A 22,905-nucleotide genomic window follows, 5' to 3' on the forward strand; every position below is an offset into this window, starting at 1 on the left:
GTTCAAGTGCCCCTCCGATGAGCAAATAACACGGGAAGACTCCGTGTCGCTGACTCGGACGCTAGCGGGCGTGCAGAAGGCCCAGCACGGGCGGCGGGCACCGCGGGCATGGCAGGTCGGCATCGGCACCGCCACACCCGCGGAGCTCGGGCAGCTCATGGGGCTGATGCATGGACTGTACGGACCGCCGCCGTGGGTGTACGTGGGCCCGTGGGCGCAGGTCACCAACCTGCTCCCACCCGCGGCGTCGATGCTCCTGCCCGGTTCCTGGTCCGGGGCCGGCGTGTCCGGCGGAACGGTGACGCTCGAGGGTGGGACCCGCCCGTCGTACTCGGTGCTTAGTGACACGGGCGCCGAACTGCGGCTCCCTGCGGTCCCTGTGGTGGCCGGCGTCCCGGTCACGGGCAGTGTCTGGGGTGCTGGCTCCTCCGGGTGCTCTATCCACCTCGACTTCCGCAACGCGACCGGCGCCACCCTCAGCACCGCGTCGGCCAGCCACGCTGCAGCTGTCGGCGGACCCTTGCCCCGCCGGTCCGTGACAGGCACCCCCCCGGCGGAATCGGTTGACGCCGTTCTTCGGGTCACTGGCGCACTGCGGGCCGCCCAGCCCGCAGTGACATGGACACCTGACATGGCCGCATGGGCTGCCGGAGGGGGCGCCCCAAAGGTCGTCGCCCGGGGGCTGTCCGAGGCCGTGCAGCTCGCGGTCCGCGACGAAGCCTACTTGCGCCGGTCCTCCGCATCATTCGTACTCGAAGAGGTAGGCAATGCGTAGCATCCCCGGCTGGCCCACGAACACTGATGTGCTCGAACCCGTGGTGCGCGTCGTGCACGGCGGGCTCGACCGGGAAGTCGAGTCCCTGTCCCTGAGCCGTGAGCTTCCCTCCTCGATGCACGCACAGGTCCGCGGTGTCGGTGGCATCACTCAGACGACCGGTTCCGTAACGTGGTCGGCGCGGTCCGACGTCGCCGAGGCGCAGCCCACAGCGTTCGGACGCATCGGGAACTGGCCACCGAAGGTCCGCGGCGCGGTCGGCGTGTACGCCGGGTACCGGACCGCGACCGGTGACCTGCTCGCGAAGCAGCTGACGGGGTTCATCTCGGGCAGCAGCGGAGACCCGCAGGAGCCGACGTCGTCGAAGCTCGTCGACCCGATCGCGAGGCTCTCGCGGACCGTCAACCTGCCGCCGTTGCTCAACAACATGCCGCCTCTCACCGAGGGTGGCCCATGGCGCGGCGTCGGGCTCTACCCCACGTTCTTCACCGACAAGGCAGCCCGGGCGGGCGGCTTCAACTCCACCCCTGGGATGACCAGCGGGTGCGTGTTCTCCGCGCCGCTCATGGGATCCGCGTGGCCCGAGCGCGGCACCCTGTTCACGGGACTGAGGTTCACCGACAGGAATAACGCCAACGCACGCTGGCACGAATCCCCATGGGGCATGGCAGTCTCGGACTGCCTGCTCACCTACACGCCGTGGAGCAACAGCGGGCTCGACGTGCCCATGGAAATCAGCGCCTTGGCCACGGCCCCGCCGTTCATCGGGCGCACATACGTGGCAGCCCGGTGGGGCGAAAGCGAAATCCGCCTCAACTACAACGGCAGCCGCGCCTACGGAATGGTCAACGGCTCTGTCGTCTGCGAAATAGCGGTGCTACCCGAGGGCGGCGTGCACACGCTCCGTGTGGTCCCCAGCGGCAGCTCCGTCACCCTCATCCTTCGGGACTCGACAGGCCGGGAGGTCAGCGCCACTACCGCCATGCCCGCGGGCGCCACCAGCCCGCTGGGCGAGGTGTGGGTCGTGTCCGAGGAACCCAACGCAATGATCGGCGGGGCGCAGGTCAGCTTCCCCTCCACGGCGTGGTCCGCGGTCAGCTACACCCGGTCCGCGTTCATTACCCCGCCAGCGCACTACGCCTCCCTGCGGGCCTCGCCGCCCATCCAGGACGTGCCCGCGAGGAAACTCCTCGACGAGCAGTCCACCGCCGAACTCGCAGCACTATGGATCGATGGCGACGGGTACCTGCACTGGGTGAACAGGAACAAGCTCCTCTCGGGCAGCCCTGCCACCACGCTCACCTCAAAGGATCACCTGAAGTCCCTGCCCTGGGAGGAGGACTTCGCGGCCGTAGCGTCGATGGTCGAGGTGACAAGCCGGCAGGCCGAAGCCATCAACCAGTTCAAGTACCCCCGTCAGGAAGTGTGGCGGAGCAACTACAGCAAGGCTGACGCCAACGGGACAGAGGTCTTCGAGGAACTCCTCCATCCGGACGCCGACGAGGACTGGATCATGGTCGACGCCTCGTTCAACAACGACTACGCCGATGCGCACGACATGCGCGGGTCCGACGTCGCCCTCTACTACTTCATGGAAAAGGGCGACCAGTCAGAAGGAACCTACTCTGCTGTTGAAGGGTACGATCGCGCCTGGGCTGGCGCCACACTCCAGTTCATCGACCACCGCACCTACAAGCTGACCACCACTGTGTACGCGGTCAGCGCTGCAGCGTGGGATCAGTACGAGTTCAGCTTGAAGATCCCGAGCGAACACCAAAGCCCCAGTGGTGGAGGGTGGGCGGCGAACCTGGGCGGCATGAACTTCCCCGTCATCAGGTCCTTCGCCAAAGTGATGTGGACCGACCGAACGTACAAGGCGACAGCCGGCGTGTGGGACGCTCCGGTACTCACGCACGACGTCGGCTGGTGGGTGCAGGACCCTGGCGCATGCCAAGCCATAGCGGACCTGCTCGCGTCGGAGACCACCACGCCCCGCCCGGTCCTGAACGGGGTGTCGATCGTTCCCGACGCACGGCTTGAGCGCGGCGACATCGTTACCCTTTCCGACCCGGACGTGACCGGAATCGAATTCCGGTGCCTCGTTGTCGGCATCGACGACACCTTCCGCTCCGGCCCGCTTCAGTGGGAACAGTCGTGCTCGTTCCGGGTCCTCGACTACACCCTCGTGTCGACGACGCTCGGCGATCTCGACACCGTCTGGGCCGGTCAACTCCTCTCCGCCCTTGATACTGCTCGAGCGAACGAAACGCTCGCCCAGTTCGACGCTCAACCCTTGAAGGGGGCACCACAATGACGCAACCGCTACCAGAAGTCACGGTTCCTGATGCGACGTCGCGTTTCAACGTCCCAGCTGGTGAGGGTTTCGCCCGATGGTTTGCGACGCTCAGAACGTCCATCAACGTTCTCGGCGTGGAGATCCTGAACCAGAGCGTTAAGAAAGCCGGCGACGCGATTGCGGCAGCGCCGCTGGCGCGGGTGTCCACTGCGGAGCCGTCGAAGGACGCCGTGGGCGGGATCGTGGACCAGGACAACCGGCTTACATGGCTGACGCACGACGAGTCTGGGGGCCCGACCCCCTACGCGAAGCAGAAACTCGGGCTCCCCACGATTGAGACGGAGACCGCAACAGGGGGCTTCCTCGACAAAGACAACCGGCTTACATGGCTGACGCACGACGAGTCTGGAGGCCCCACCCCCTACGCTCTTGACCGGCTCCAAAAGTCACTGGCGCTCCCTACTGGGTCACCCTCCACCCCGACGACCCCGACGGGCGCGCCGACGAACAGGCACGCCATGCTGGAAAACGAGCTGCGCCTCCTCCATGGCGGGACAATCCGGACCGCCGGCGCCGCCCCGGTGTGCATGATCTTCGATCACGGCCTCTACAACTTCAAGAACATCGTCCTACCCCTGCTGCGCGCCCGAGGGCTGGCTTCCACGCTGGCCATCAACTCGCGGATGTATGCGGCCGGAGCTGCGAACACGTTCGAGAACCGGGAGACGACGTTCGCGGAAATCGACGCTTGGACCGTGGCCGACAAGGTCGAAATCGCGAACCACGGCGCCACCCACCGGGCAGGAACGCTCACGGAGGCCGAAGCACAGGACGACATCGTCAACGGGCTCAAGGAGCTGCAGGCCGCGCTCCCGTCAAAACGGATCCTGACCTGGGTGCAGCCCGCCATCGAGTACCCCGGGTTCAACAACGGAGCCACCACGGCGAACTGGACTGACACCGAGTCGGGCAAGCTCATCTACCAGCACCACGCCGCCGCTACGGGAACGATGCGAGCCGTCAACCAGCCACAAATCCCCCGGGACGGAAACATTGTCCAAGGCGCCTACGGGGTCTGGCTCGACGCAGCCAGCTCAGTTGCCACGATCAAGACACAGATCACAGCAGCAGCGACCGCGCATCGGGGAATCATCCTCCGGCATCACCCGAAGTCCATTGACGGGGGCTCCACACTCATCACCACCGCTGAGCTCACAGACCTCCTGGACTTCCTCAAAGCAGAACAGGACGCCGGGCACATCCGCGTCCTCACCTTCGGGCAATGGTCCATTGCCGACACCGGGTACTAGGAGACAGTCCATTGGGAAACTTCATCAAGAGTGAGTTCAAGACAACCGACACCGCGGCGCCCGTAACAAGGCTCACCATCGCCAAAGCGCTGTTCAACGGTGCAGACTCCGCTACTCTCCCCAATACGGATATTGGAGGGTATGCGTGGAACTACCGTGCCGGCGCGTGGAACGTCAAAGGAGCAGCGTTGGACTCCGGAGACACCACCACCTTCAGCCCCGCGGACTGCACGATCGACCCCGGAAAGCTCAACGGTGTTGTCTCTGCGAAAGTGCTGGCGATCGGCGCCGCAAGCTTGGCCGGGCTCTACTTCCGTGGACTCGCTGACGGTACCGGCTACGTGTACTACGCCCGAGGCACCGACCACGTCCTAGCCAAGCGGGCCGGCAGCAACTACACCGTCATCGCTCAGACGGGCACGGCTCGGGCATTCACCTCGGGTGAAAAGTTGCGGGTCGAATTCACCGGGTCCCGCATCATTTGCTCAGTTGACGGGGTCGTGAGCCACGACGTCACGGACACGACGTACGCCACGGGGACAAGGGTCGGTGTGCACACCCGGCTCGCTACCCTTGCGAACCCTGCTCGGTGGGATGACTTCCTGCTGACGGAATAACTCGCCTTGCTCGGACGGCGACGATCGTCACGCGGCCAGGTGGAACCGATGCTTGCAGCCGCACGCCATGTCCGGGTACATGTCGTCGCGTTCGTTGCAGGACTTGCCTCGCTCTGGCACGTTTCCGTGGCAACACATGGGGCACGTGCCTGATTCGGCCTCGTCATAGAAGAACTCGCCATGCAGCTGTGCATCCTTGTCACGGCGTCGCACCCCAGCGTTGGCGGACACGAGCAGCGCTGCTAGCAGCAGTACGGCTCCGAGCATGCCCGCGCCCGTAACGGGACGGGGCACAACGCCTGCCCAGTCGACGGCCAGCGACAACACGGCGGAAGTTGCGACGAGCACTAACCCAGCAACGACTAGCGCTTTCACGCTGGCACTGCTGCGCATGAACACCCCTAGGTAGTGAGACCAAGACTGCCCCAAGCCTAACCGTCGAGAGAGAGCCACCATGAAGCAACCGCACCGGAGGCCCGTATGTCGCGAGCTGATCTGATCAACGAGCAGTTCATGTCGCGACGAGCGAGGTTCTACCTTCTCGTCGCAGCGGGGCGGCACATCATCATCGGCCTACTATGCGTCTTCGACCCCGCGTCGTTTTCATCCGGCTCCTACCAAGGGGTCATTGATGCCCTCGCAGGCATTCCCCTTGGCCCCGCGATCGTGTTGTGGGGATACCTCTTCCTGGTCACGGGTGCCGCCTGCCTCTTCGCAGCAATCGTCGGCAAGGAAACAGCCGCCAGGGCCGGTCTTCTGTTCTCCGTCGTCACAACGGCGTGCTGGGCTGGTGGGTTCTTCGCGTCCATTTACGGCGGCACCTCCGCCGGCTACACCGGAGCCGTCATCTGGACCGCGGTGTTCCTGAAGGACGCAACCATGCTTCGCCAGCCGCTCCGCAACCCATTCGAACCACTCATCCAGAAGGTGACGGCCGATCTGACACGGCGCGACAAATAGGGGACACACATGCAGATCGACATTGCCGCCCTCATCGTGTCCCTCACGGGTCTCGCCGCCTTGGTTTGGAGCATTATCCAAGCCAAGCGCGGCCGTAAGGACACCATCGCGCAGCAGAAGGCCGCCAACGAGCTCGCCACCCGCGAGCAAGATTGGGAAGAACTGACCGAGGGCAAGCGCATCGCCGAGGAAGATCTCCGGGCCGAGCGCATCACCACCCGCGAACTGCGGGACGAGAACAACGGTCTCCGCCGGGAAATCCGTACCCGCGACGACCTGATCGCCCGACACCGCACGTGGGACATCGACGCAGGGCACCGGTTGAAAGACACCGACATCGGCGAACCGCCACACCTGTACCCCTAAAGCCCCGCCAACCGCGGGGCTTTTCTTATGCCCGGAAGGGGCGCTCATGGAATTCGTAGACGGACCCAAGAGTCAGTTGTTCGGCGCGAACCCCCAGTTCGCCTGGCAACCGTGGGGCCACCTCGGCTATGACGTAGCCTGTGCCATCGGCACGACTGCTCGATTCATCGCGGACGGTGTGGTGCTTTTCGCTGACTGGGGTTCGAAGCTCGGCGGCAAGCTCGCCGACGAGATGATGATGATCCGCAACAGCCCCGCCAGCGGCATCGTCGTCATCGCTCAGCACGACGGCTGGCGCTCCATGATCGCCCATATGGATAGCACCCACCTCAACGCTGGGCAACGCATCAAACGCGGTGACGCTGCAGGTAAGACCGGCAGCACGGGCAACAGCACCGGCCCCCACGCCCACATCGAGACGTTCCTAGCGCCCTCCCCTGGTATCGCTCCGTTCGGTCGCTACAACCCGGCACTGCAGGTCGCGCACGAGGACAAGGTCGCGGCGATCGCGGCGGCCGCACTCGGGGCCCTCAAGCCGAACCAGCGTAAGGTCGGCCCCGCGAACGTCGTGCAGCGGGCTGACGCATTGACGTCGTCCAAGCAGGTCCGCCTAATCCAGGCGAACACCGTCGAGACGTTCACCGGCTACGTCATCGGGCAGGAGGTCAACCTCGGGGGCGTCCGCTCGAACATCTGGTACCTGGACGCCAAGGGCAAGGTGTGGGCCGGCGGCTTCACCAGCCAGGCGATCACTGGTTTGCCCAACCTCACACCACCCCCACCCGCTCCAGCGAAGCCCGCAGCTCCGGCGCTCAAGCCGAACCAGCGCCTCGCAGGGGCGGGCGGGGGCGCGCAGCGTGCCTCCGCGTCCCGGTCGGCGAAGGTCGTCCGCACCATCCCTGGGAACACGATCGAGAACTTCACCCACTGGGTGCGCGGCGAGAAACTCACCCTCGGCGGCATCACCACGGACGTGTGGTTCAAGGACAGCATCGGCGAAGCATGGGCGGGCATTTTCACCTCCCAGTCCACCGCGGGGCTCGTCGAACACAAGGCACTTGCGCCCACACCGAAGCCGGCGCCAGTTCCTAGCCCGGCTCCCGCGCCATCCACCACGGAGGCATACACGTTTCCGAAGCAGATCCCCTCCATGACCGGGATCTACCCGGCGGCCCCGAACAAGTTCGAGCGTGGCAACCTCGACCCGATCATCGACTCCCTGTTCATCCACCAGTTCCGCGCCAACGAGCCCTCCGATGATCCGGTCACCAACCGATTCACCGTGCACCAGGAGTCGCTCCGGAACACATTCGGGCAGGAAGACGACCGAGTCGCCTCCGTGCAGATAAGCGTGGAGAAGCGGTCCGTGGACGGGTACGTGGCTCTCACGGACCGGGCGTACCACAGCGGCCCTAAAGCGAACGGCCAGTGGGGCGTCGAGGTGTACGGGGCGATGGACCCCGAAACCCTCGCCACCCTCGCCCAGGTCATCGTGGAACTCGAAGCCGTGGCCGGCCGCCAGCTGCGGCTCCGCCGACACAGCGAGGTCATGAGCACCGCCTGCGGCACGCACGTGGACCTCGACCTTATTGGCCGCATGGTCGCCGCAACTCGAGGAGCAGCGTCCCTACCCATCGATGAGACTCGCGCTGTCCTCGAAGACTTCGCCACCTTCACCCTCCAGCAGATCCCCACCTACCTCGCAATAAGGAAGTAGACCCATGGCAGCATCCGCAGACCCCAGACAGCTCTCCCCAAAGTTCACGTGGCCGCTCATCATCGGCTTCGTGGTGTTCGCCGCCGCGGGCGCGCTAAGCCTGGTCACGGTCGAGCATTTCGACTGGGCTGGCCAGTGGGCGGGTATCCTCCACGCCTTCGTCACGCTGATCGCGATGGCCGTCACCGCCTACTACAAGATGGACCCGCTCCGACAGAACTTCGCCGAGCAGGTCCGGGCCCAACAGGCAGTTCAGGACGCCAAGCTCGAGCAAGCCTCAGCCGCAGAGCAGGCGGCAGTTGCGGCCGGGCCCACGCAGCAGGACCCCGAGGGCAAGCACCGAGCCCAGCCTGTCCTCTACGACCCGCCCAGCGACCTCGTCGGATAACGCCAATCAGCGCCCTTTAGCCCTGGTGGTTACGCAGACTGGGTGACGCCAGATCGATTCTTGAGGCGTGCTCGGAGTTGCTTTTCGACCGGCCGTTCGAAGTAGTTGTAGAGTCCACCCGCGATAAGGATGGACAGTGCGACCGCCGCGATTGCAAGCAGCACGGTGGGGACCGCCGACAAGGTGTCCGCCAGCGGCTCAGTGGCACGGAGGACGAGTTCGTGTATGAGGTACAGGGCGAATGACCAACTCCCGAGTTTGAGCATCAGCGGGGAGCGCACGAGTCCGCCATTCCCGCGAAGATCCCCGGCCGCGCCAGCGGTAATGATCATGGCAAACGGCACACCCATCACGAGGTTGCCGACGAAGTTGGGGAGCTCCAGTGGGTTGCCCGAGTGCAGGCCGGTCGTGACCGCGAGGAGGGCATAGACGGTGATGGCGGCTGCAACCGCGTGGTGTAGCCCGAATCGTGGTCGCCAGCCTCGCTGCATGGCGAGGGCAAGACAGATGCCCATAATGAACTCGGCTAGGCGGAAGGCGGGCATTGTGTAGAGGGCGAAACCAATGTTCCCGGGTGAGTAGCGCAGGATGACCCCCATGGCGGCGAGGCCAACCAGTGCCGTCGCCGTGAACGTCACGCCAGCCCAGACGAGGGGCTTACCCTGTTTCGCCAGCAGCAGGAAGATCAGGGGGAACAAGGCGTAGAAGAACATCTCGTTGGACAGGGACCACGATGGCCCGTTGAAGGCGAAGCGGTCCTCTCCTGGCAGCCATGCGTGGGTGAGGGTGAGGACGAAAGGCAGGGACTTCCACGACAGTGTCGTGCCGGCTGCTAGTCCCAGGATGATGGCGAACAGCGTGGTGAGTGCGTGCAGCGGCCACACACGGGCAAACCGGTGCCAGTAGAACGCGCCAGTAGTGATGCCTGGTTTATGGGACCAGCACAGGACGAAGCCCGAGAGGATGAAGAAGAACGTAACGCCGGTGTACCCGTAGCCGGCGAGCGGCCCGATCCACGCTGCACCGTCGTAGATTCGCCATACGTGGTAGATCACGACGATAAAAGCCGCGTAGAAACGTAAGCCCGTCAGGCTTCTGAGATTGACCGGCTTCGCCGTCGTGCTATCCACTTGTTGTTCCCCCATGGTTGAGACCTGCAATGACTTTAGCCCGACCTCCCTGCACCGTAAGAGTTGGGCTCGTCATCGATCCCGCTCCGTGCGAAAGCGCCCCCGCCATTTACGTGGCGGGGGTGCTTTTGTCGTTGACGGATCTTATTGCTGGTTTTGCCAGCCGTCTTCTCCCGTGGCGCGAGGAACGGACAGCAACAGCAGGAGCCCTGTCTTGTGATCGAGTTCGTCTCGCTCCGAGGACGCGAGGCGTGCCTGAGCGAGGGCGGCAAATTCCTTCATAGTGAGACCAATCAATGGGAGCGGGAGACCGAAGCCGGCCGATTGCGTCAGCCGGTGATGGAAGCATAGAGCCACCGTAAGGGCATGCGAGCAAGGGTCCTGCGTATCGCCACCCCAGCTGCCACGCCCGGCCCAGTTGTCGTCGCCGCCCGCTACGGTGGCGGGCATGGAGAGAGCGCCGCGCCCTGGCTGGCATGGGATACCCCCGTCGCGGGACCGCTTCGTTTCGCCGGAGTCCCTGCCGGAGCCCACGGAGGGTGTGCACTGGACGACGGAGAAGGCTCCACCCGTGTGGGCGGAGCTCGCCTACCCCGAGAGCGTCGTGCAGACCGTCAAGGGCTTCGCCATGGCGTGGACTCGCGAGCTCGTGCAGGTGCAATGGGTTGAGTACTCGATGGCACGTGAAGCGTGGGTGGCATCGGACAAGGTCCGCCGGCGGAAGCTCGAGGACCGGCGGCCTCACGAATGAAGGCGTCTATTTTGGGGCGGAGGCTTTGGTTGCGAGGGAGAGCAACTGTTCGACCACAGTCGAGGGGATTGCATCCCCCTCTTCCTTTCCTCCCGATGGCACTGCCCCGAAAACGCGTGACGCGAACGAACGCCGCACCTCGTCGGCGGAATCTTCATTCGTAATCGGACCAAGGAATGCATCGAAAGTCAGCAGTTGCACCTGAATTGTTTTAGCCCAGAGAGCTACATTCCTATGACTTGCTGATTGCCGACCTAAATACCCCGCTAAGGCGAAAACGGCGGCGACAAGACCGAGGTTGTATATCGCCGATGGAAGATCAGAAATTCCGACTGCGAAGTGAACTATTCCACCAACGACAATACCGACGCCGATGGCACAGATCGTCGCTACGCGGTATTTTCCGGCTGCAGCAAACTCTTCAGTAGCCAAGCTTGCAAAATGTCCGGACAGGGACGCCTCTGAGGCGACGCTAGCGGCCTTTTGCGCGTCCAACTTTGATGCATTCGTCTCCGCATTCGCAGACTTCGCTTCCTCCGCTGACCGCCTCGCTTCGGCCAGCAACACCGCTAGTTGGTCGGAACCTCGCAGGTTCGCGAGGCGCCCTCGTTGGAGGGCGATGCTCGAATACAAGTCTTCTCTCGCCTCTATGTCCTTAATTGAGAGTCCTCGTATGGGGATGGAGTCAAGACTGTCACTCAAGCGAGTTAGGTATTCGTCGAGGAGAGAATCGAGGTTTTGGTAGGCGTGGGTAGGGCTATTTTCGCTCGGATTTTTAGCGAAGTTAACTAGTGTTTCATAACTCTTTTCAAAGGAGACTCTGTCAGAATCATCCCAAAAGATGGGAACCGAGTTATCGTCGGACCATGGGTGTCCAATGTGAAGCGATGCCGTCCACACCTGCGCCGTCTCCTCGATCCGAGCGAAGCGGTCGCGAAGCTGCGGATACTCCTTCGAGCGAACACGAAGAACCGAGCCAAGACGCTGCATCAGATCTTTGGCGCGCTCTACATCGGCTGTAACTGGTGTCATGGGTCATGTCTACAGCATGCCTTGGCGGTAGTGCGTGAGGCCGTTGCGATCAGAGCCAGTTATCGGCTACTAGGATCAACTCATGCCCGATCAACCCCGTTTCATGACCCTGCCCGATGTCGCCGCAGAGCTCGCTGTGAGCCAGTCGCAGATGTACGCGCTGGTGAAGTCCGGTGACCTGCCTGCGATTTAGGTGAGCGGCCGCGGACAGTGGATTGTCGAGCGCGTGAAGCTTGAGGAGTACATCGCCCGTATGTACGAGCAGGCGGAGAAGCAGCGCGGGAAGCTGAACATGGAGGACCTCCCCGCGGAGTAGTCCCTCATCCGAGTCAGCCGCTCCGGGGCTACATGCGGGCGTCTACACGCCCGCAATTGCTCGTTGAGCGCTCACGGCTGTGGACTCCAGCGCCTCTGGTAGCAGATGGCTGTATAGATCCGTGGTGGTCGTGGTCGACTCGTGCCCCAGCCGCCGTGACAGCTTGAAAATATCGGTGCCCGCGTTCAGCATCCACGACGCGTGGGTGTGCCGGAGGTCATGGAGGCGGGGCTGCTTCTCGAGCCCGTGAGCCTGCGCGGCAATGATCGCGGGGTGCCAGGCCCGGCGGTACACGGTACCGGAACGCATCGTCTTTCCCATCGGGGACGTGAACACCTCTCCCTTCGTCAGCTGGGCGCGTTTCACCAACGGCGACACCACGGCGACAGTGTCCGGGGCAAGGGCGACGGTTCGCCTCGAGCGACGGGTCTTCGGCGGCCCGACGTAATACCCGCCAGCTCCGTCCTGCTTCCAAGCCTTCGACACACGCACTGATGGCGTCGAGCCGATCAGGTCGAAGTCTGAGGCGACAAGCGCGGTCGCCTCGCCCATACGCAGCCCTGTACCGACGAGGAACTGGAACAGCGGCACGTAATGCGGATGCGCGAAGCGCATGAGCAGCCTGAACTCCTCGTGCGTCAGGAACGTCACGGGTTCAACAATGTGGTCCGCCTTCGGGAGAATGATGCTCTTGCACGGGTTCTCCGGACGCAGCTTCAACCGGACTGCAGTACTCATGGCCGCCGACAAGAGCCCGTGAACGTTCGCGATGGTCTTCGCGGATTTCCCCTCCCACTGCATCCACTTGATCCAGGCGACGACGTCATCGTACTCGATGCTGTCCACGGGTCGGCCACCTAGCTTGGCGTCGAGGTAGAGCCGCAGGTAGGTCCGGTACTTGTTCTCTGTGCCGACACTGATGTTCGTGAGCAGGCCGACGTGGCGTTCGATGACAGACGTCAGGGTGGGCGCGAGTGAGCTCTGCTCGAGGAGGATCCGGTGGGCAGTGTCGAAGGACTGCCCGTTGGCGTCGAGAAGCCGCTTCAAAGTATTTGCGTGGCTCTTGTCGGTAGTCGTCGTGGAGTCCTGCTTGCGTGTGATTGGGTCCCGCCACCGGACGGTGTAGGTGATCTCGCCGCTCTTGCGCGGGCGTTCGACGATGCTGGCCATGCGGTCAACGATAGGAGTTCACGCTGACCTTCCGGCCCGCTTTTGTGAACAGCTCCTGGCGCTTTGTGAACAGGAAACAGAAAAGGCCCGGTTTCCCGGGCCTTACACTGTGGAGCTAAGGGGATTCGAACCCCTGACCCCCTGCATGCCATGCAGGTGCGCTACCAGCTGCGCCATAGCCCCGTACTTCGTAGCTTCCCGGGCTCTTCACCCCGCCGAAGCAACTTGATCAGTGTAGTAAATTCTGGGAGCTTCGCCAAATCGGGCGCCCGGTCCCCTCACCCTTCCAGCGGCTCCACCGGCAGCGAGCCCAGACCGACGTTGTGCTCGGTCAGTTGCCAGGAGAAGAGAGCCTCGGCCCTGCCCACCACCTCGTGCACTTCCGACCAGTGGCAGTTCGAGAGGCCGGCGAGGGCACCCCAGCGCTGCGGGGGCAACCCCATGAGGGCCGCCAGGGCCGCCCTGATCGATCCACCGTGACTGACGACCACGAGGGTCTCCGACGGCTCGATACGGGCGACGGCGTCGGTCACGGCCGCAAGCATGCGCTCACCGACCTCCAGCCGGTTCTCGGCACCGCCCGCCCGCACCTCGGGGTCTCCCCCGCGCCAGGCCGCGTTGTCGTCGGCGTACTTCTCGTCGATGTCGGCGAAGGACAGGCCCTGCCACGCACCCGCATCGGTCTCGCGCAGCCGTGCGTCGAAGGACACCTCGACGCCGCTGAGGTCACCCAGCGCCGCCGCCGTATCAGCGGCACGGCGCAGGTCGGAGGAGACGATGATCGACGGCTGCTTCGTCGCCAGCACCTCCGCTGCCCGCACCGCCTGCTCGCGGCCCGTCTCATCGAGGTCGATGTCCTCCTGGCCCTGGAACAGCCCGGAGCGGTTCCACTCCGTGCGGCCGTGGCGCCAGAAGATGATGCGGCGGGCAGCGGGGTCGGCGTGGGGGTACCGCGTCACTCCGCGACGTCGTCGGACGCTGCGGTCCGAGGTGAGGTCTGCAGCGCGCCCTCGAGCTGGAGGTCCACGGACGGGCAGTCCTTCCAGAGTCGGTCGAGGGCGTAGAACACGCGGTCTTCTTCGTGCTGGACGTGGACGATCACTTCGGCGTAGTCGAGGAGGACCCAGCGGCCCTCACTGCGACCTTCGCGCCGCACGGGCTTCAGGCCCTGCTTCGACAGTTCCTCCTCGATGCCGTCGACGATCGCGTTGACCTGCCGCTCGCTCGGTGCGGACGCGATCACGAAGATGTCCGTGATGGCGAGGCGGTCACTCACGTCGATGGCGACGATGTCCTGGGCGATCTTGTCCACTGCGGCGTGCGCCGCGGTGCGGGCAATTCCAATGGACTGTTCGGTAGCGCTCACTGATCTCCTTGTGTGGTGCCAGCATTTTCACCCATTGAGGGAGCTGACTGTCATTATTATCCCGGTTACGAGCGCGGCCGCGCCCACACCGAGCAACGAATACTGGATGTAGCGCAGGCGGCGGAGCCGTCCGAGCCCAGCCGTCATGGCGTCGAGCGGTTCCAGGCCGAACGCATCCCGTGCCCCCAGAGGCGTGCCCTCGGTCTCACTCCCCGGCGAACTCTGCTGGGCCTGCGGCAGGACGACGGGTATGAGCGAGGTCGACGGCGCCCGCAGCACGGCATACATCGCACCCGGAGGCTGGACGAACTCCGGCGGCGCGACGATCGACAGGTTGTCCGGCGCAGCCGGGTTGTGCGGCGCCGGCGTCCGCTCCTGGTGCTGCTCCGACACTTCCTGTGTACGCCGTGCGCGGGCGGTGAGCGCAGCAGCCCGCTCGGCCAGCGCCTTTTGCTGCGCCAGCACTGCCGGATCCACAGCGAAGGCACCATCTCTGGGCGTGCCGTCGGCCTGTTCGCCTGCATCCCCCACGAGCGCCGTGCGTGCCGCGAGGGCCTCTTCGATGCTCATGTCATGGGCTGTACGCGCTGCGTTCGTCTCGGCCGTCGCGCCTGCGTTCGTCTCGGCCGTCGCGCCTGCGTTCGTCGCGATTGCGGCGCCTGCGTTCGTCTCGGCTACGGCGCCTGCGTTCGTCTCGGCTACGGCGCCTGCGTTCGTCTCGGCTACGGCGCCTGTGGATGGCGTCGCTGCCGCTCCGACAGCTGCCAGCTGCGTCGTCAGCTGGCGCCGACGGTCCCTGCGCCCGCCGGGCAGCGGCTCGCCGAGCGAACCGGCCGGTGGTGCGGCTGCCCGGCCCTGCGGCTGCTGCAGCCGCAACTGGCGGCGGGTAGGGGTCTCCACGCGGACCGCCCCTTCGACCGGACCCGTTCGATCCCGGTCGCCGCGGTCCGAAGGCACGGGAGTCCGTGCGTTGTCGTCTGCCTTGCCCATTGCTGATTCACCCAGTTGGTTGTTGTACGGAGCTGGGGTTTCCCCCGTGCTCCCCTTCCGTCGACAGGACGTTCCCGTCCTCGACGCGCGAGGACAGATCGTCCTCCGGCCGCACCCGGTACAGCCGGTGCTTGGCGATGTACTGGACGACCCCGTCCGGCACGAGGTACCAGACGGGCTTGCCCTCACCCACGCGGCGCCGGCAGTCGGTGCTGGAGATGGCCATTGCCGGTACCTCCAGCAGGCTGACGTCCCGCCCGCGGCCGTTCAGTTCGTGCCCCGGCCGCGTCACCCCGATGAAGTGCGCCAGGGACCAGAGTTCCTCCGCGTTCTTCCACGTCAGGATCTGCGCCATGGCGTCCGCACCGGTGATGAAGAACAGCTGGGCGTCGGGCCGCTGCACCTTCAGGTCGCGCAGGGTGTCGATCGTGAACGTCGGGCCCGGGCGCTCGATGTCCACCCGGCTGACCGTGAAGCTCGGGTTCGACGCCGTCGCGATGACCGTCATCAGGTACCGGTGCTCGGCCGCCGTGACGTCCTTGTCCGCCTTCTGCCAGGGCTGGCCCGTCGGGACGAAGACGACCTCGTCGAGATCGAACACCGACGCGACCTCACTCGCTGCCACGAGGTGGCCGTGGTGGATCGGGTCGAAGGTACCGCCCATGACCCCGAGGCGCCACGGCGATCCGTCACGATGCCGCAGGCCACCCATTACGTCCCGCTCGATCCTGTCCGCCACCAGTACTGCTAGTGTCGGTTCGCTTCGCCGTGGTCGTGGTTGTTGACGTGCTGCTTGTGCGGGTCGATGTGCTCTTCGACGGCCTCGTGGCGGTTGCGCACGTTGGAGAACGACAGGGTCACGATCATGAGCGTGAGCAGGGCTCCCATGGCGATGAGCGCGTACGCGATGGCCGGCATGGGCAGCTCGGTGTGTTCCAGGGCTTCGTTCGCCAGCAGCGCGCTGCCGAGGGAGTAGAGCATCGTGGTTCCTCTGTCAGGTCAGGTTCCGCCGGTCCGTCTCGGCCCGGCGCGGGCATTTCTTCCAATGGTACGCGCAAAGGGACGCGCGCTTCCCAGCCTGCCGGCCGGGGTCAGCGGCGGATCTGCCCCTCACCCTGCACGATCCATTTGGTCGTCGTGAGCTCCGCCAGCCCCATCGGTCCCCGCGCGTGCATCTTCTGCGTGGAGATCCCGACCTCGGCACCGAGACCGAGTTCGCCGCCGTCGACGAACCGGGTGGAGGCGTTCACCAGGACGGCGGCGGAGTCGACTCCTGCCACGAACTCCTCCGACGACGCCAGGCTGTTCGTGATGATGGCCTCGCTGTGGCCGGTGCTCCACCGGCGGATGTGCCGAAGCGCCTCCTCGACGCTGTCGACGGTCCGCACCGCGAGGTCGAGCTGCATGTACTCGCGGCCCCAGTCGTCGTCGGTGGCGGGCAGCGCGTCCGCGCCCTCGGGCAGGAGGGCGCGCGACCGGTCGTCGACGTGGAGTGTCACACCGGCCCTGACGAGCGCCGCGAGGACACCGCGGGCAGCCTGGGAGTCGGCATGCACGAGGAGCGTCTCCACCGTGTTGCAGACGCTCGGACGCTGGGTCTTGGCGTTGAGGAGGATGTCGATGGCCATCTCCTCGTCGGCGCTCTCGTCGAGGAGGATGTGCACGTTCCCCTCCCCCGTCTCGATCACGGGAACCCGTGCGGTGGTCACGACGGACTGGATGAGGTCACGCCCGCCGCGCGGGATCAGGACGTCGATCCGCCCACGGGCCGCCATGAGCACCTGGGCACCCTCCCGGCCGAACTCGTCGATGGTGAGGACGGCGTCGTCGGGCAGTCCGTGCGCGTCCAGCGTGTCGCGGATGATGCCTACGAGGGCGGCGTTCGTGGCGGCTGCCGCACTGCCTCCCCGGAGGATGACGGCGTTGCCGCTCTTGAGTGCGAGGCCGGCGATATCGACCGTGACGTTCGGGCGCGCCTCGTAGATCGCCGCGACGACGCCGAGGGGCACACGGACCTGCCGCATCCGGAGTCCGTTGGGAAGCGTCTCGGCACGCACGGCGGTGCCGACGGGATCAGGGAGCGCGGCCAGTTGCGCCAGTGCTTCCGCGAGCCGGTCGACGCGCTCCGAGTCGAGGCTCAGGCGGTCCAGCAGGTAGTCGGAGGTCCCGGCGGCGCGGCCGCGGTCGACGTCGGTCCGGTTGGCGGCGAGGACGACGTCGCGCCGGGCCACCAGTGCGTCGGCGATGGCGAGGAGCAGGCGGTCCTTGCGGGCGCGGTTGGCCCTGCCGAGGATGCGGGACGCGGCGCGCGCCCTGTCCGTGATCGCGTGGACGGCCTCCGTGAGCTGCTCCGGGGACAACGCCGGAGCAGCGCCGTTCCGGGCAGGAGTCGTCTCGGTGGTCGTCTCAGCCTTGAGGTCGGTCATCCCAGCATTCTAGCGAGATGCTGGGCGCCGGGCCTCAGGCGCGGTCCTTCATGACGCTGCGGCGGCCTGCAGCACCACGAGGTCGTTCACATGCACCACCGAGCGCTCGTACTCGGCGCCCAGTTCCTCCGCGAGGTCATGCGTGGAGCGTCCGAGCATCCGGGGAAGCTCCGCGGAGCTGTAGTTGACGAGACCCCGCGCCACGACGGTTCCGTCACCGCTCACGAGCTGCACCGGATCGCCCGCCTCGAAGACGCCCGACAGTCCGACGACTCCCGCCGGCAACAGGGAACGCCGCCGCTCTCCCACGGCGTGCACGGCGCCGTCGTCGAGCACGAGGGTACCGAGGACCCGGGCGAGGTGCGCAAGCCAGAGCAGGCGGATGGGCTGCCGCTTGCCGGTCGCGGTGAACCAGGTGCCGACATCCTCCCCGCGCAGCGCGGCGGCGGCGTTCGCCGTCGACGTGACGAGGGCCGGGATTCCGGAGGACGCCGCGATGGTGGCGGCCTCGACCTTCGTGACCATGCCACCCGTGCCGACACCCGCCTTGCCCGCCCGCCCGATCGTGACCCCTTCGAGGTCCGCGGGTGAGGTGACGAGCGGTATCCGGCTCGCCCCCGCGCTCGGCGGTCCGTCGTAGAGGGCGTCGACGTCGGACAGGAGCACGAGTGCCTCCGCCTTGACGAGGTGGGCGACGAGGGCGGCCAGCCGGTCGTTGTCGCCGAAGCGGATCTCATGGCTGGCGACCGTGTCGTTCTCGTTGACGATGGGCACGACGCCGAAGTTCAGGAGCCGTTCCATCGCGCGGTGGGCGTTGGCGTAGTGGGATCGCCGGACGAGGTCCTCCGCGGTCAGCAGGATCTGGCTCACCGTGACACCGTGGGCGGCGAAGGCCTGCGAGTACTGGGCCATGAGCAGGCCCTGCCCCACGCTCGCGGCCGCCTGCTGCGTGGACAGCTGCGCAGGCCGCCGTGCAAGGCCCAGGGGCGCGAGCCCCGCGGCGATCGCGCCGGAGGACACCAGGATCACCTCCGTCCCGGCCAGCCGCCGCTCCGCGAGGACATCGGCGAGTCCGACGAGGGCCTCACTCGAGATCCCCCCGGAGACCGACGTCAGGGACGACGAACCGACCTTGACGACGATCCTTCCCGCGGCGGGCAGGCCGGCACGGGACGCCAGCGGATGCTGCGACTGTTCCTGGGCCACGCGCGCCTAGTCCCGGGACTCGGCGTCTGCTTCCTGCTGGGCAGGAGCGGGCTGCTTGCGGTTCTGCACGGACTCGGTCCAGACGCCGGCCTTGCGGTCGGCCTCGAGGTCGGCCCGGGCCGCAGCCTTCGCGTCCTTGCGCTCCTGGTACTCCTCGCGCTTCTGCTCGCGCGTGGGCCGGACGTACTCCGCCAGGCGCAGGTCGGAGCCTCGCGGCCCGGCGAGCAGCTCCGCGCCGCCCATCATCGTCGGTTCCCAGTCGAACACGACGCCGTCGCCCTCGCCGATCACCACGGTGTCCCCGGGCTTGGCGCCGACCTTGAAGAGTTCCTCCTCGACACCGACCTTGGCCAGGCGGTCCGCGAGGTACCCGACGGCCTCGTCGTTCGTGAAGTCGGTCTGCTTGACCCAGCGCTCCGGCTTCTCGCCGAGCACGCGGAAGAGGGGCAGGGCGTCCTTCTCCTCGAGGCGGATCCGGAACGGTGCGGCGTTGACGCCGCGGGGGCGCAGCACCGGCGGAGCGACCTTCGGGGGCGCGCTGGCGACGGCCTTGCGCGCGTTCTCGACGATCTCCGCCATGGCGAAGCCCAGCTGGCGCAGCCCCTCGTGGCTGGAGGCCGACACCTCGAACACACGGTAGCCGCGCGCTTCGAGTTCGGGACGGACGAAGTCCGCCATGTCCCGTCCGTCCGGCACGTCCACCTTGTTGAGGGCGACGAGGCGGGGGCGCTCGTTCAGGGGGACGACGTCGCCGTCGGGTCCGGCGTAGCTCATGTCGACCGAGTACTTCTCGAGCTCGCGCTCGATGATGCCGAGGTCCTTCAACGGATCGCGGTCGGTCTCGAGGGCAGCGCAGTCCAGCACGTGCACGAGGGCGGCACAGCGCTCCACGTGGCGCAGGAAGTGGTGGCCGAGGCCCTTGCCCTCGCTCGCACCCTCGATGAGGCCGGGAACGTCCGCGATGGTGAACCGCGTGGAACCCGCTTCGACGACGCCCAGGTTCGGCACGAGGGTGGTGAAGGGGTAGTCGGCGATCTTCGGGCGGGCAGCCGACATCGCGGCGATGAGGCTGGACTTGCCGGCGGAGGGGAACCCCACGAGGGCGATGTCCGCGATGGACTTGAGTTCGAGGACGACATCCCGCTCGTCGCCCGGGATGCCGAGCAGGGCGAAGCCCGGAGCCTTGCGCTTCTGGGAGGACAGTGCGGCGTTGCCGAGGCCGCCCTGGCCACCGGCGGCCGCGACGAATTCGGTTCCCTCGCCGACGAGGTCGGCGAGGACCTCGCCGTCCTTCGTCTTGACGACGGTGCCGTCCGGGACGGGAAGGATCAGGGTCTCCCCGCTCTTGCCGCCGCGCCAGTCACCCATGCCGTTGCCGCCGTTCGTGGCATGCCGGTGGGGGGCGTGGTGGTAGTCGAGGAGGGTGGTGGTCTGGTGGTCGACGCGGAGGATGACGTTGCCGCCGTCGCCGCCGTTGCCGCCGTCGGGCCCGCCGAGGGGCTTGAACTTCTCGCGGTGGACGGAGACGCAGCCGTGGCCACCGGTGCCTCCGGATACGTGCAGGACTACGCGGTCAACGAAGCTCGCCACGTTGGTCTCCTTCTACAAATGCTTCACTGTGCCGAGTCTAACCGGCTTAAAAGAAGGTGGGGCGAGCCGTAGAGGCTCACCCCACCCGAATGCTTGTGCATCGTGTGCAGGCAGATTTACTCTGCTGCCGCACCTACGATGTTGACGACCTTGCGTCCGCGACGGGTGCCGAATTCAACGGCTCCTGCCTCGAGTGCGAACAGGGTGTCGTCGCCGCCGCGGCCGACATTGGCGCCCGGGTGGAAGTGGGTGCCGCGCTGGCGGACGATGATCTCGCCGGCCTTGACGACCTGGCCGCCGAAGCGCTTGACGCCGAGGAACTGTGCGTTCGAGTCGCGGCCGTTGCGAGTGGAGCTTGCGCCCTTCTTATGTGCCATGAGTTATGCCTGCCTTCGCTGAAGTTTCGTACGTGACCGATCGATAGCCCGAAGGGACTACGCGATGCCTGTGATTTTGACGCGGGTCAGTTCCGAACGGTGACCCTGGCGCTTCTTGTAGCCGGTCTTGTTCTTGAACTTCTGGATGACAATCTTCGGTCCACGAAGATTCTCGACGATCTCGGCAGTGACGGTGACCTTCGCGAGGTCCTCCGCTGCAGAGGTGATCTTGGCGCCGTCTACCAGAAGGAGGGCGGGAAGCTTGAACGTGCTTCCTGCCTGACCGGTGACGCGGTCAAGGGTAACGAGGTCTCCTACAGAAACCTTTTCTTGGCGGCCGCCTGCGCGGACAATCGCGTACACCACTTGGGAACTCACTTCTCTCGACAATCTTGACTTCTGATGAAAAAACCTGGGTGCACCTCGGCAGCAAACCTGGAGGTTGCTCTTCGTGCCGGAAATCCCGCACCGTTGCTGCCGGACATGCCGGTTAACAGGCGAGTGCACCGAGGGTCTAGATTACGCCAGAACAGCATCTTCCTGCAAATCAGCGGGCCTGTGCCGCCCAGCGCCGTGGACACGCGGAGCGTCGAAGAAGTCCCGTTCGTACGTGGTGGACCACCTGAACGCCGTGAGCATCGCGTTCCGCTCCGCGGACGAGGCACGCCGGTGCGCATCGTCTGCGATCTGCTGCGCACGCGCGGTGGCTGCGGCGAAGCCAGGATCGGCGTAGGTGGCGATCCAGTCCGCGTAGGGGTGGGAGCCGGACGGGACGCCATCGCCCACCTGCTCCTGCACGTAGTCCCCGACGGTGGCGTAGAGCCAGAAGCACGGCAGCGCGGCGGCCACGAGTTCCGCGTACGAGCCGCGTCCGGCGGCCGCCGCGAGGTGGTCGCAGTACGCCCGCGTGACGGGGCCCGCCTCGCCCTCCCCGAAGCGCTTCCCGGCTTCCCTCGCCAGCCAGGTGCGGTGCAGTTCCGCTTCGGTCTGCAGGCACGACGTCGCCGCCGACAGCCAGAACAGCTGCTCGTCCTCGGAAGGAGCCAGGGCGGCGGCGCGGGCGAGCACGCCGGAGTACTCGCGGAGGTAGAGCGCGTCCTGCTGCAGGTAGTACGCGAAATCATCCGCGGGCAGGGTCCCCTCAGTCAGACCGGCGACGAAGGGAAGCGCGAGGATCTCGTTCCGGACCGCCGTGGTGTCCCGCCAGGCGAAGTCGGTGAAGCGCTGGTGCATGCGCGGGTCGACTGCGGAGTGGAAGTGGTGGACGGGCCCCCTGCCTGCTCCCACGTCCAGGAGATCCGCGGCCTCGAGCGCCCCCTCGAGCCAGGATTTCGCTTCGCGGACGGCGGTGGGCCAGTCGGCGGTGGCGGCGTACCGGCTGGCGATCGCCGATGACAGCGAGCAGCCCGTGCCGTGCGTGTTCACCGTCGCCACGCGCCGCCCGTCGAGGATCAGTGCGCCCTCGGGACCTCCCTGCGGGGAGATGAGGGCGTCGGGACACCGCTCCCCCGGCAGGTGCCCGCCCTTCACCAGGACACGCGTACCGAGTTGTGCTGCAAGGGCGCTCCCCTGGGCGAGGGCCTCCGCCCAGGAGGTCGCCGGCTCGGCTCCGATGAGTACGGCGAGTTCCGCGATATTGGGAGTGACGAGCGATGCGCGACGGGCGACGTCGATGACGGCGCGGACTGCGTCGTCGTCGAGAAGCCGGGCCCCACTCGTGGCCACCATGACCGGGTCGAGCACCACGACGGGCGGGCGGACGTCGTCGAGCCATCGGGCGACGCAGCGCGCCATGTCGGCGGAGCCGAGCATCCCGATCTTCACGGCACTGATGGACACGTCCTCGGCGACGGCGTCGAGCTGCTGCAGGAGGAACTCCGCAGGTGGGGTGTGCACGCCGGTGACGCCCCGGGTGTTCTGCGCCGTCAGGGCCGTCACGACGGCCATCGCGTAGCCGCCATTGGCGCTGATGCTCTTGATGTCAGCCTGGATCCCGGCTCCACCGCTCGGATCCGAGCCGGCGATGCTGAGGATGTTGGGAATTCCGGACGTGGGTGTGGTGACCGCAGTACGCATGGGTGACATCCCTCCGCTAGGCCTCGGGCGCAGGCGCCCACTAGAT

General features: G+C 66.2%; 24 protein-coding genes, 1 tRNA gene and 1 pseudogene. 10 read left to right on the forward strand and 16 right to left on the reverse strand.

From position 1 onward, the window contains the following. The first annotated feature begins 70 nt into the window (after nucleotides 1-70). The 4 genes from P5G52_RS13895 (at nucleotide 71) to P5G52_RS13910 (ending at nucleotide 4,998) form a co-directional block, all read left to right on the forward strand. Nucleotides 71-775 carry a hypothetical protein gene (locus P5G52_RS13895; protein ID WP_301228309.1) on the forward strand — a complete coding sequence of 235 codons (705 nt, stop codon included), beginning with the start codon at nucleotides 71-73 and terminating at the stop codon, nucleotides 773-775. Then, nucleotides 768-3,089 carry a hypothetical protein gene (locus P5G52_RS13900; protein WP_301228311.1) on the forward strand — a complete coding sequence of 774 codons (2,322 nt, stop codon included), beginning with the start codon at nucleotides 768-770 and terminating at the stop codon, nucleotides 3,087-3,089. The genes P5G52_RS13895 and P5G52_RS13900 overlap by 8 nt, the downstream gene beginning before the upstream one ends. Before the next feature lie 116 nt (nucleotides 3,090-3,205). After that, a complete protein-coding gene (locus P5G52_RS13905) occupies nucleotides 3,206-4,381 on the forward strand; it encodes a polysaccharide deacetylase family protein (RefSeq protein ID WP_301228313.1) in 1,176 nt (391 codons plus the stop codon). An 11-nt stretch (nucleotides 4,382-4,392) separates the two neighbouring features. Next, nucleotides 4,393-4,998, forward strand: coding sequence for a hypothetical protein (locus tag P5G52_RS13910; RefSeq protein WP_301228315.1), 606 nt, complete (start codon nucleotides 4,393-4,395; stop codon nucleotides 4,996-4,998). A gap of 27 nt (nucleotides 4,999-5,025) precedes the next feature. Here the strand turns inward: P5G52_RS13910 and P5G52_RS13915 are convergent, their stop codons facing one another. After that, the gene (locus P5G52_RS13915) at nucleotides 5,026-5,391 is read right to left on the reverse strand and encodes a hypothetical protein (RefSeq protein ID WP_301228317.1); all 366 of its coding nucleotides are present in this window, start codon (nucleotides 5,389-5,391) and stop codon (nucleotides 5,026-5,028) included. Between the two features lie 87 nt (nucleotides 5,392-5,478). On the opposite strand from P5G52_RS13915, the gene P5G52_RS13920 reads away from it, so the two are divergent. The 4 genes from P5G52_RS13920 to P5G52_RS13935 are packed head-to-tail and all read left to right on the forward strand — an operon-like array spanning nucleotide 5,479 to nucleotide 8,429. Further along, entirely contained in the window at nucleotides 5,479-5,958 is a 480-nt protein-coding gene (locus P5G52_RS13920; protein ID WP_301228319.1) for a hypothetical protein, read from the forward strand. 9 nt (nucleotides 5,959-5,967) lie between these two features. Beyond that, a complete protein-coding gene (locus P5G52_RS13925; protein ID WP_301228321.1) occupies nucleotides 5,968-6,324 on the forward strand; it encodes a hypothetical protein in 357 nt (118 codons plus the stop codon). A 46-nt stretch (nucleotides 6,325-6,370) separates the two neighbouring features. Continuing rightward, nucleotides 6,371-8,041, forward strand: a complete 1,671-nt coding sequence (locus P5G52_RS13930; RefSeq protein ID WP_301228323.1) for a M23 family metallopeptidase — start codon at nucleotides 6,371-6,373, stop codon at nucleotides 8,039-8,041. A gap of 4 nt (nucleotides 8,042-8,045) precedes the next feature. Beyond that, the gene (locus P5G52_RS13935) at nucleotides 8,046-8,429 is read left to right on the forward strand and encodes a hypothetical protein (protein WP_301228325.1); all 384 of its coding nucleotides are present in this window, start codon (nucleotides 8,046-8,048) and stop codon (nucleotides 8,427-8,429) included. Between the two features lie 29 nt (nucleotides 8,430-8,458). Here P5G52_RS13935 and P5G52_RS13940 read toward each other — a convergent pair whose 3' ends face one another. Further along, nucleotides 8,459-9,559 carry an acyltransferase family protein gene (locus P5G52_RS13940; protein ID WP_301228327.1) on the reverse strand — a complete coding sequence of 367 codons (1,101 nt, stop codon included), beginning with the start codon at nucleotides 9,557-9,559 and terminating at the stop codon, nucleotides 8,459-8,461. A gap of 448 nt (nucleotides 9,560-10,007) precedes the next feature. Here P5G52_RS13940 and P5G52_RS13945 point away from each other — a divergent pair, with 448 nt between their 5' ends. After that, nucleotides 10,008-10,310, forward strand: a complete 303-nt coding sequence (locus P5G52_RS13945; protein WP_301228329.1) for a hypothetical protein — start codon at nucleotides 10,008-10,010, stop codon at nucleotides 10,308-10,310. Nucleotides 10,311-10,316: 6 nt separating this feature from the next. On the opposite strand, the gene P5G52_RS13950 is transcribed toward P5G52_RS13945, so the two are convergent. Further along, nucleotides 10,317-11,342, reverse strand: coding sequence for a hypothetical protein (locus tag P5G52_RS13950; protein WP_301228331.1), 1,026 nt, complete (start codon nucleotides 11,340-11,342; stop codon nucleotides 10,317-10,319). 82 nt (nucleotides 11,343-11,424) lie between these two features. On the opposite strand from P5G52_RS13950, the pseudogene P5G52_RS13955 reads away from it, so the two are divergent. Beyond that, nucleotides 11,425-11,658 (forward strand): annotated as a pseudogene (locus P5G52_RS13955) (helix-turn-helix transcriptional regulator). A gap of 42 nt (nucleotides 11,659-11,700) precedes the next feature. Here the strand turns inward: P5G52_RS13955 and P5G52_RS13960 are convergent. The 13 genes from P5G52_RS13960 to thiD all read right to left on the reverse strand — a co-directional run bounded on the left by P5G52_RS13960 (nucleotide 11,701) and on the right by thiD (nucleotide 22,859). Beyond that, nucleotides 11,701-12,828, reverse strand: a complete 1,128-nt coding sequence (locus P5G52_RS13960) for a tyrosine-type recombinase/integrase (protein ID WP_301228333.1) — start codon at nucleotides 12,826-12,828, stop codon at nucleotides 11,701-11,703. A 110-nt stretch (nucleotides 12,829-12,938) separates the two neighbouring features. Then, nucleotides 12,939-13,011, reverse strand: a tRNA-Ala gene (locus tag P5G52_RS13965). Nucleotides 13,012-13,106: 95 nt separating this feature from the next. Beyond that, entirely contained in the window at nucleotides 13,107-13,787 is a 681-nt protein-coding gene (locus P5G52_RS13970; protein ID WP_301228335.1) for a histidine phosphatase family protein, read from the reverse strand. Then, nucleotides 13,784-14,194, reverse strand: a complete 411-nt coding sequence (gene rsfS / locus P5G52_RS13975) for a ribosome silencing factor (RefSeq protein ID WP_087073567.1) — start codon at nucleotides 14,192-14,194, stop codon at nucleotides 13,784-13,786. Before rsfS ends, P5G52_RS13970 begins: the two co-directional genes overlap by 4 nt. Nucleotides 14,195-14,221: 27 nt before the next feature. After that, nucleotides 14,222-15,094, reverse strand: a complete 873-nt coding sequence (locus P5G52_RS13980; RefSeq protein ID WP_301228336.1) for a hypothetical protein — start codon at nucleotides 15,092-15,094, stop codon at nucleotides 14,222-14,224. A 97-nt stretch (nucleotides 15,095-15,191) separates the two neighbouring features. Beyond that, nucleotides 15,192-15,848 (reverse strand): nicotinate-nucleotide adenylyltransferase, encoded by a 657-nt coding sequence (nadD, locus tag P5G52_RS13985; RefSeq protein ID WP_435868701.1) that lies wholly within the window; start codon nucleotides 15,846-15,848, stop codon nucleotides 15,192-15,194. 83 nt (nucleotides 15,849-15,931) lie between these two features. Further along, nucleotides 15,932-16,165, reverse strand: a complete 234-nt coding sequence (locus P5G52_RS13990) for a hypothetical protein (RefSeq protein WP_301228338.1) — start codon at nucleotides 16,163-16,165, stop codon at nucleotides 15,932-15,934. A 110-nt stretch (nucleotides 16,166-16,275) separates the two neighbouring features. Continuing rightward, nucleotides 16,276-17,610 (reverse strand): glutamate-5-semialdehyde dehydrogenase, encoded by a 1,335-nt coding sequence (locus tag P5G52_RS13995; protein WP_301228340.1) that lies wholly within the window; start codon nucleotides 17,608-17,610, stop codon nucleotides 16,276-16,278. 48 nt (nucleotides 17,611-17,658) lie between these two features. Continuing rightward, entirely contained in the window at nucleotides 17,659-18,816 is a 1,158-nt protein-coding gene (gene proB, locus P5G52_RS14000; protein WP_301228342.1) for a glutamate 5-kinase, read from the reverse strand. Nucleotides 18,817-18,822: 6 nt separating this feature from the next. Then, nucleotides 18,823-20,406 carry a GTPase ObgE gene (gene obgE / locus P5G52_RS14005; protein ID WP_301228344.1) on the reverse strand — a complete coding sequence of 528 codons (1,584 nt, stop codon included), beginning with the start codon at nucleotides 20,404-20,406 and terminating at the stop codon, nucleotides 18,823-18,825. Nucleotides 20,407-20,522: 116 nt separating this feature from the next. Then, nucleotides 20,523-20,783 carry a 50S ribosomal protein L27 gene (gene rpmA, locus P5G52_RS14010; protein WP_087073579.1) on the reverse strand — a complete coding sequence of 87 codons (261 nt, stop codon included), beginning with the start codon at nucleotides 20,781-20,783 and terminating at the stop codon, nucleotides 20,523-20,525. Nucleotides 20,784-20,840: 57 nt separating this feature from the next. Further along, nucleotides 20,841-21,149 (reverse strand): 50S ribosomal protein L21, encoded by a 309-nt coding sequence (gene rplU, locus P5G52_RS14015; protein ID WP_087073581.1) that lies wholly within the window; start codon nucleotides 21,147-21,149, stop codon nucleotides 20,841-20,843. Nucleotides 21,150-21,302: 153 nt separating this feature from the next. Continuing rightward, on the reverse strand, nucleotides 21,303-22,859 hold the full coding sequence (thiD, locus tag P5G52_RS14020; RefSeq protein WP_301228346.1) for a bifunctional hydroxymethylpyrimidine kinase/phosphomethylpyrimidine kinase: 1,557 nt from the start codon (nucleotides 22,857-22,859) through the stop codon (nucleotides 21,303-21,305). Nucleotides 22,860-22,905: the final 46 nt, after the last annotated feature.

Source organism: Arthrobacter burdickii, assembly GCF_030433645.1.
Lineage (GTDB): Bacteria > Actinomycetota > Actinomycetes > Actinomycetales > Micrococcaceae > Arthrobacter_D > Arthrobacter_D burdickii.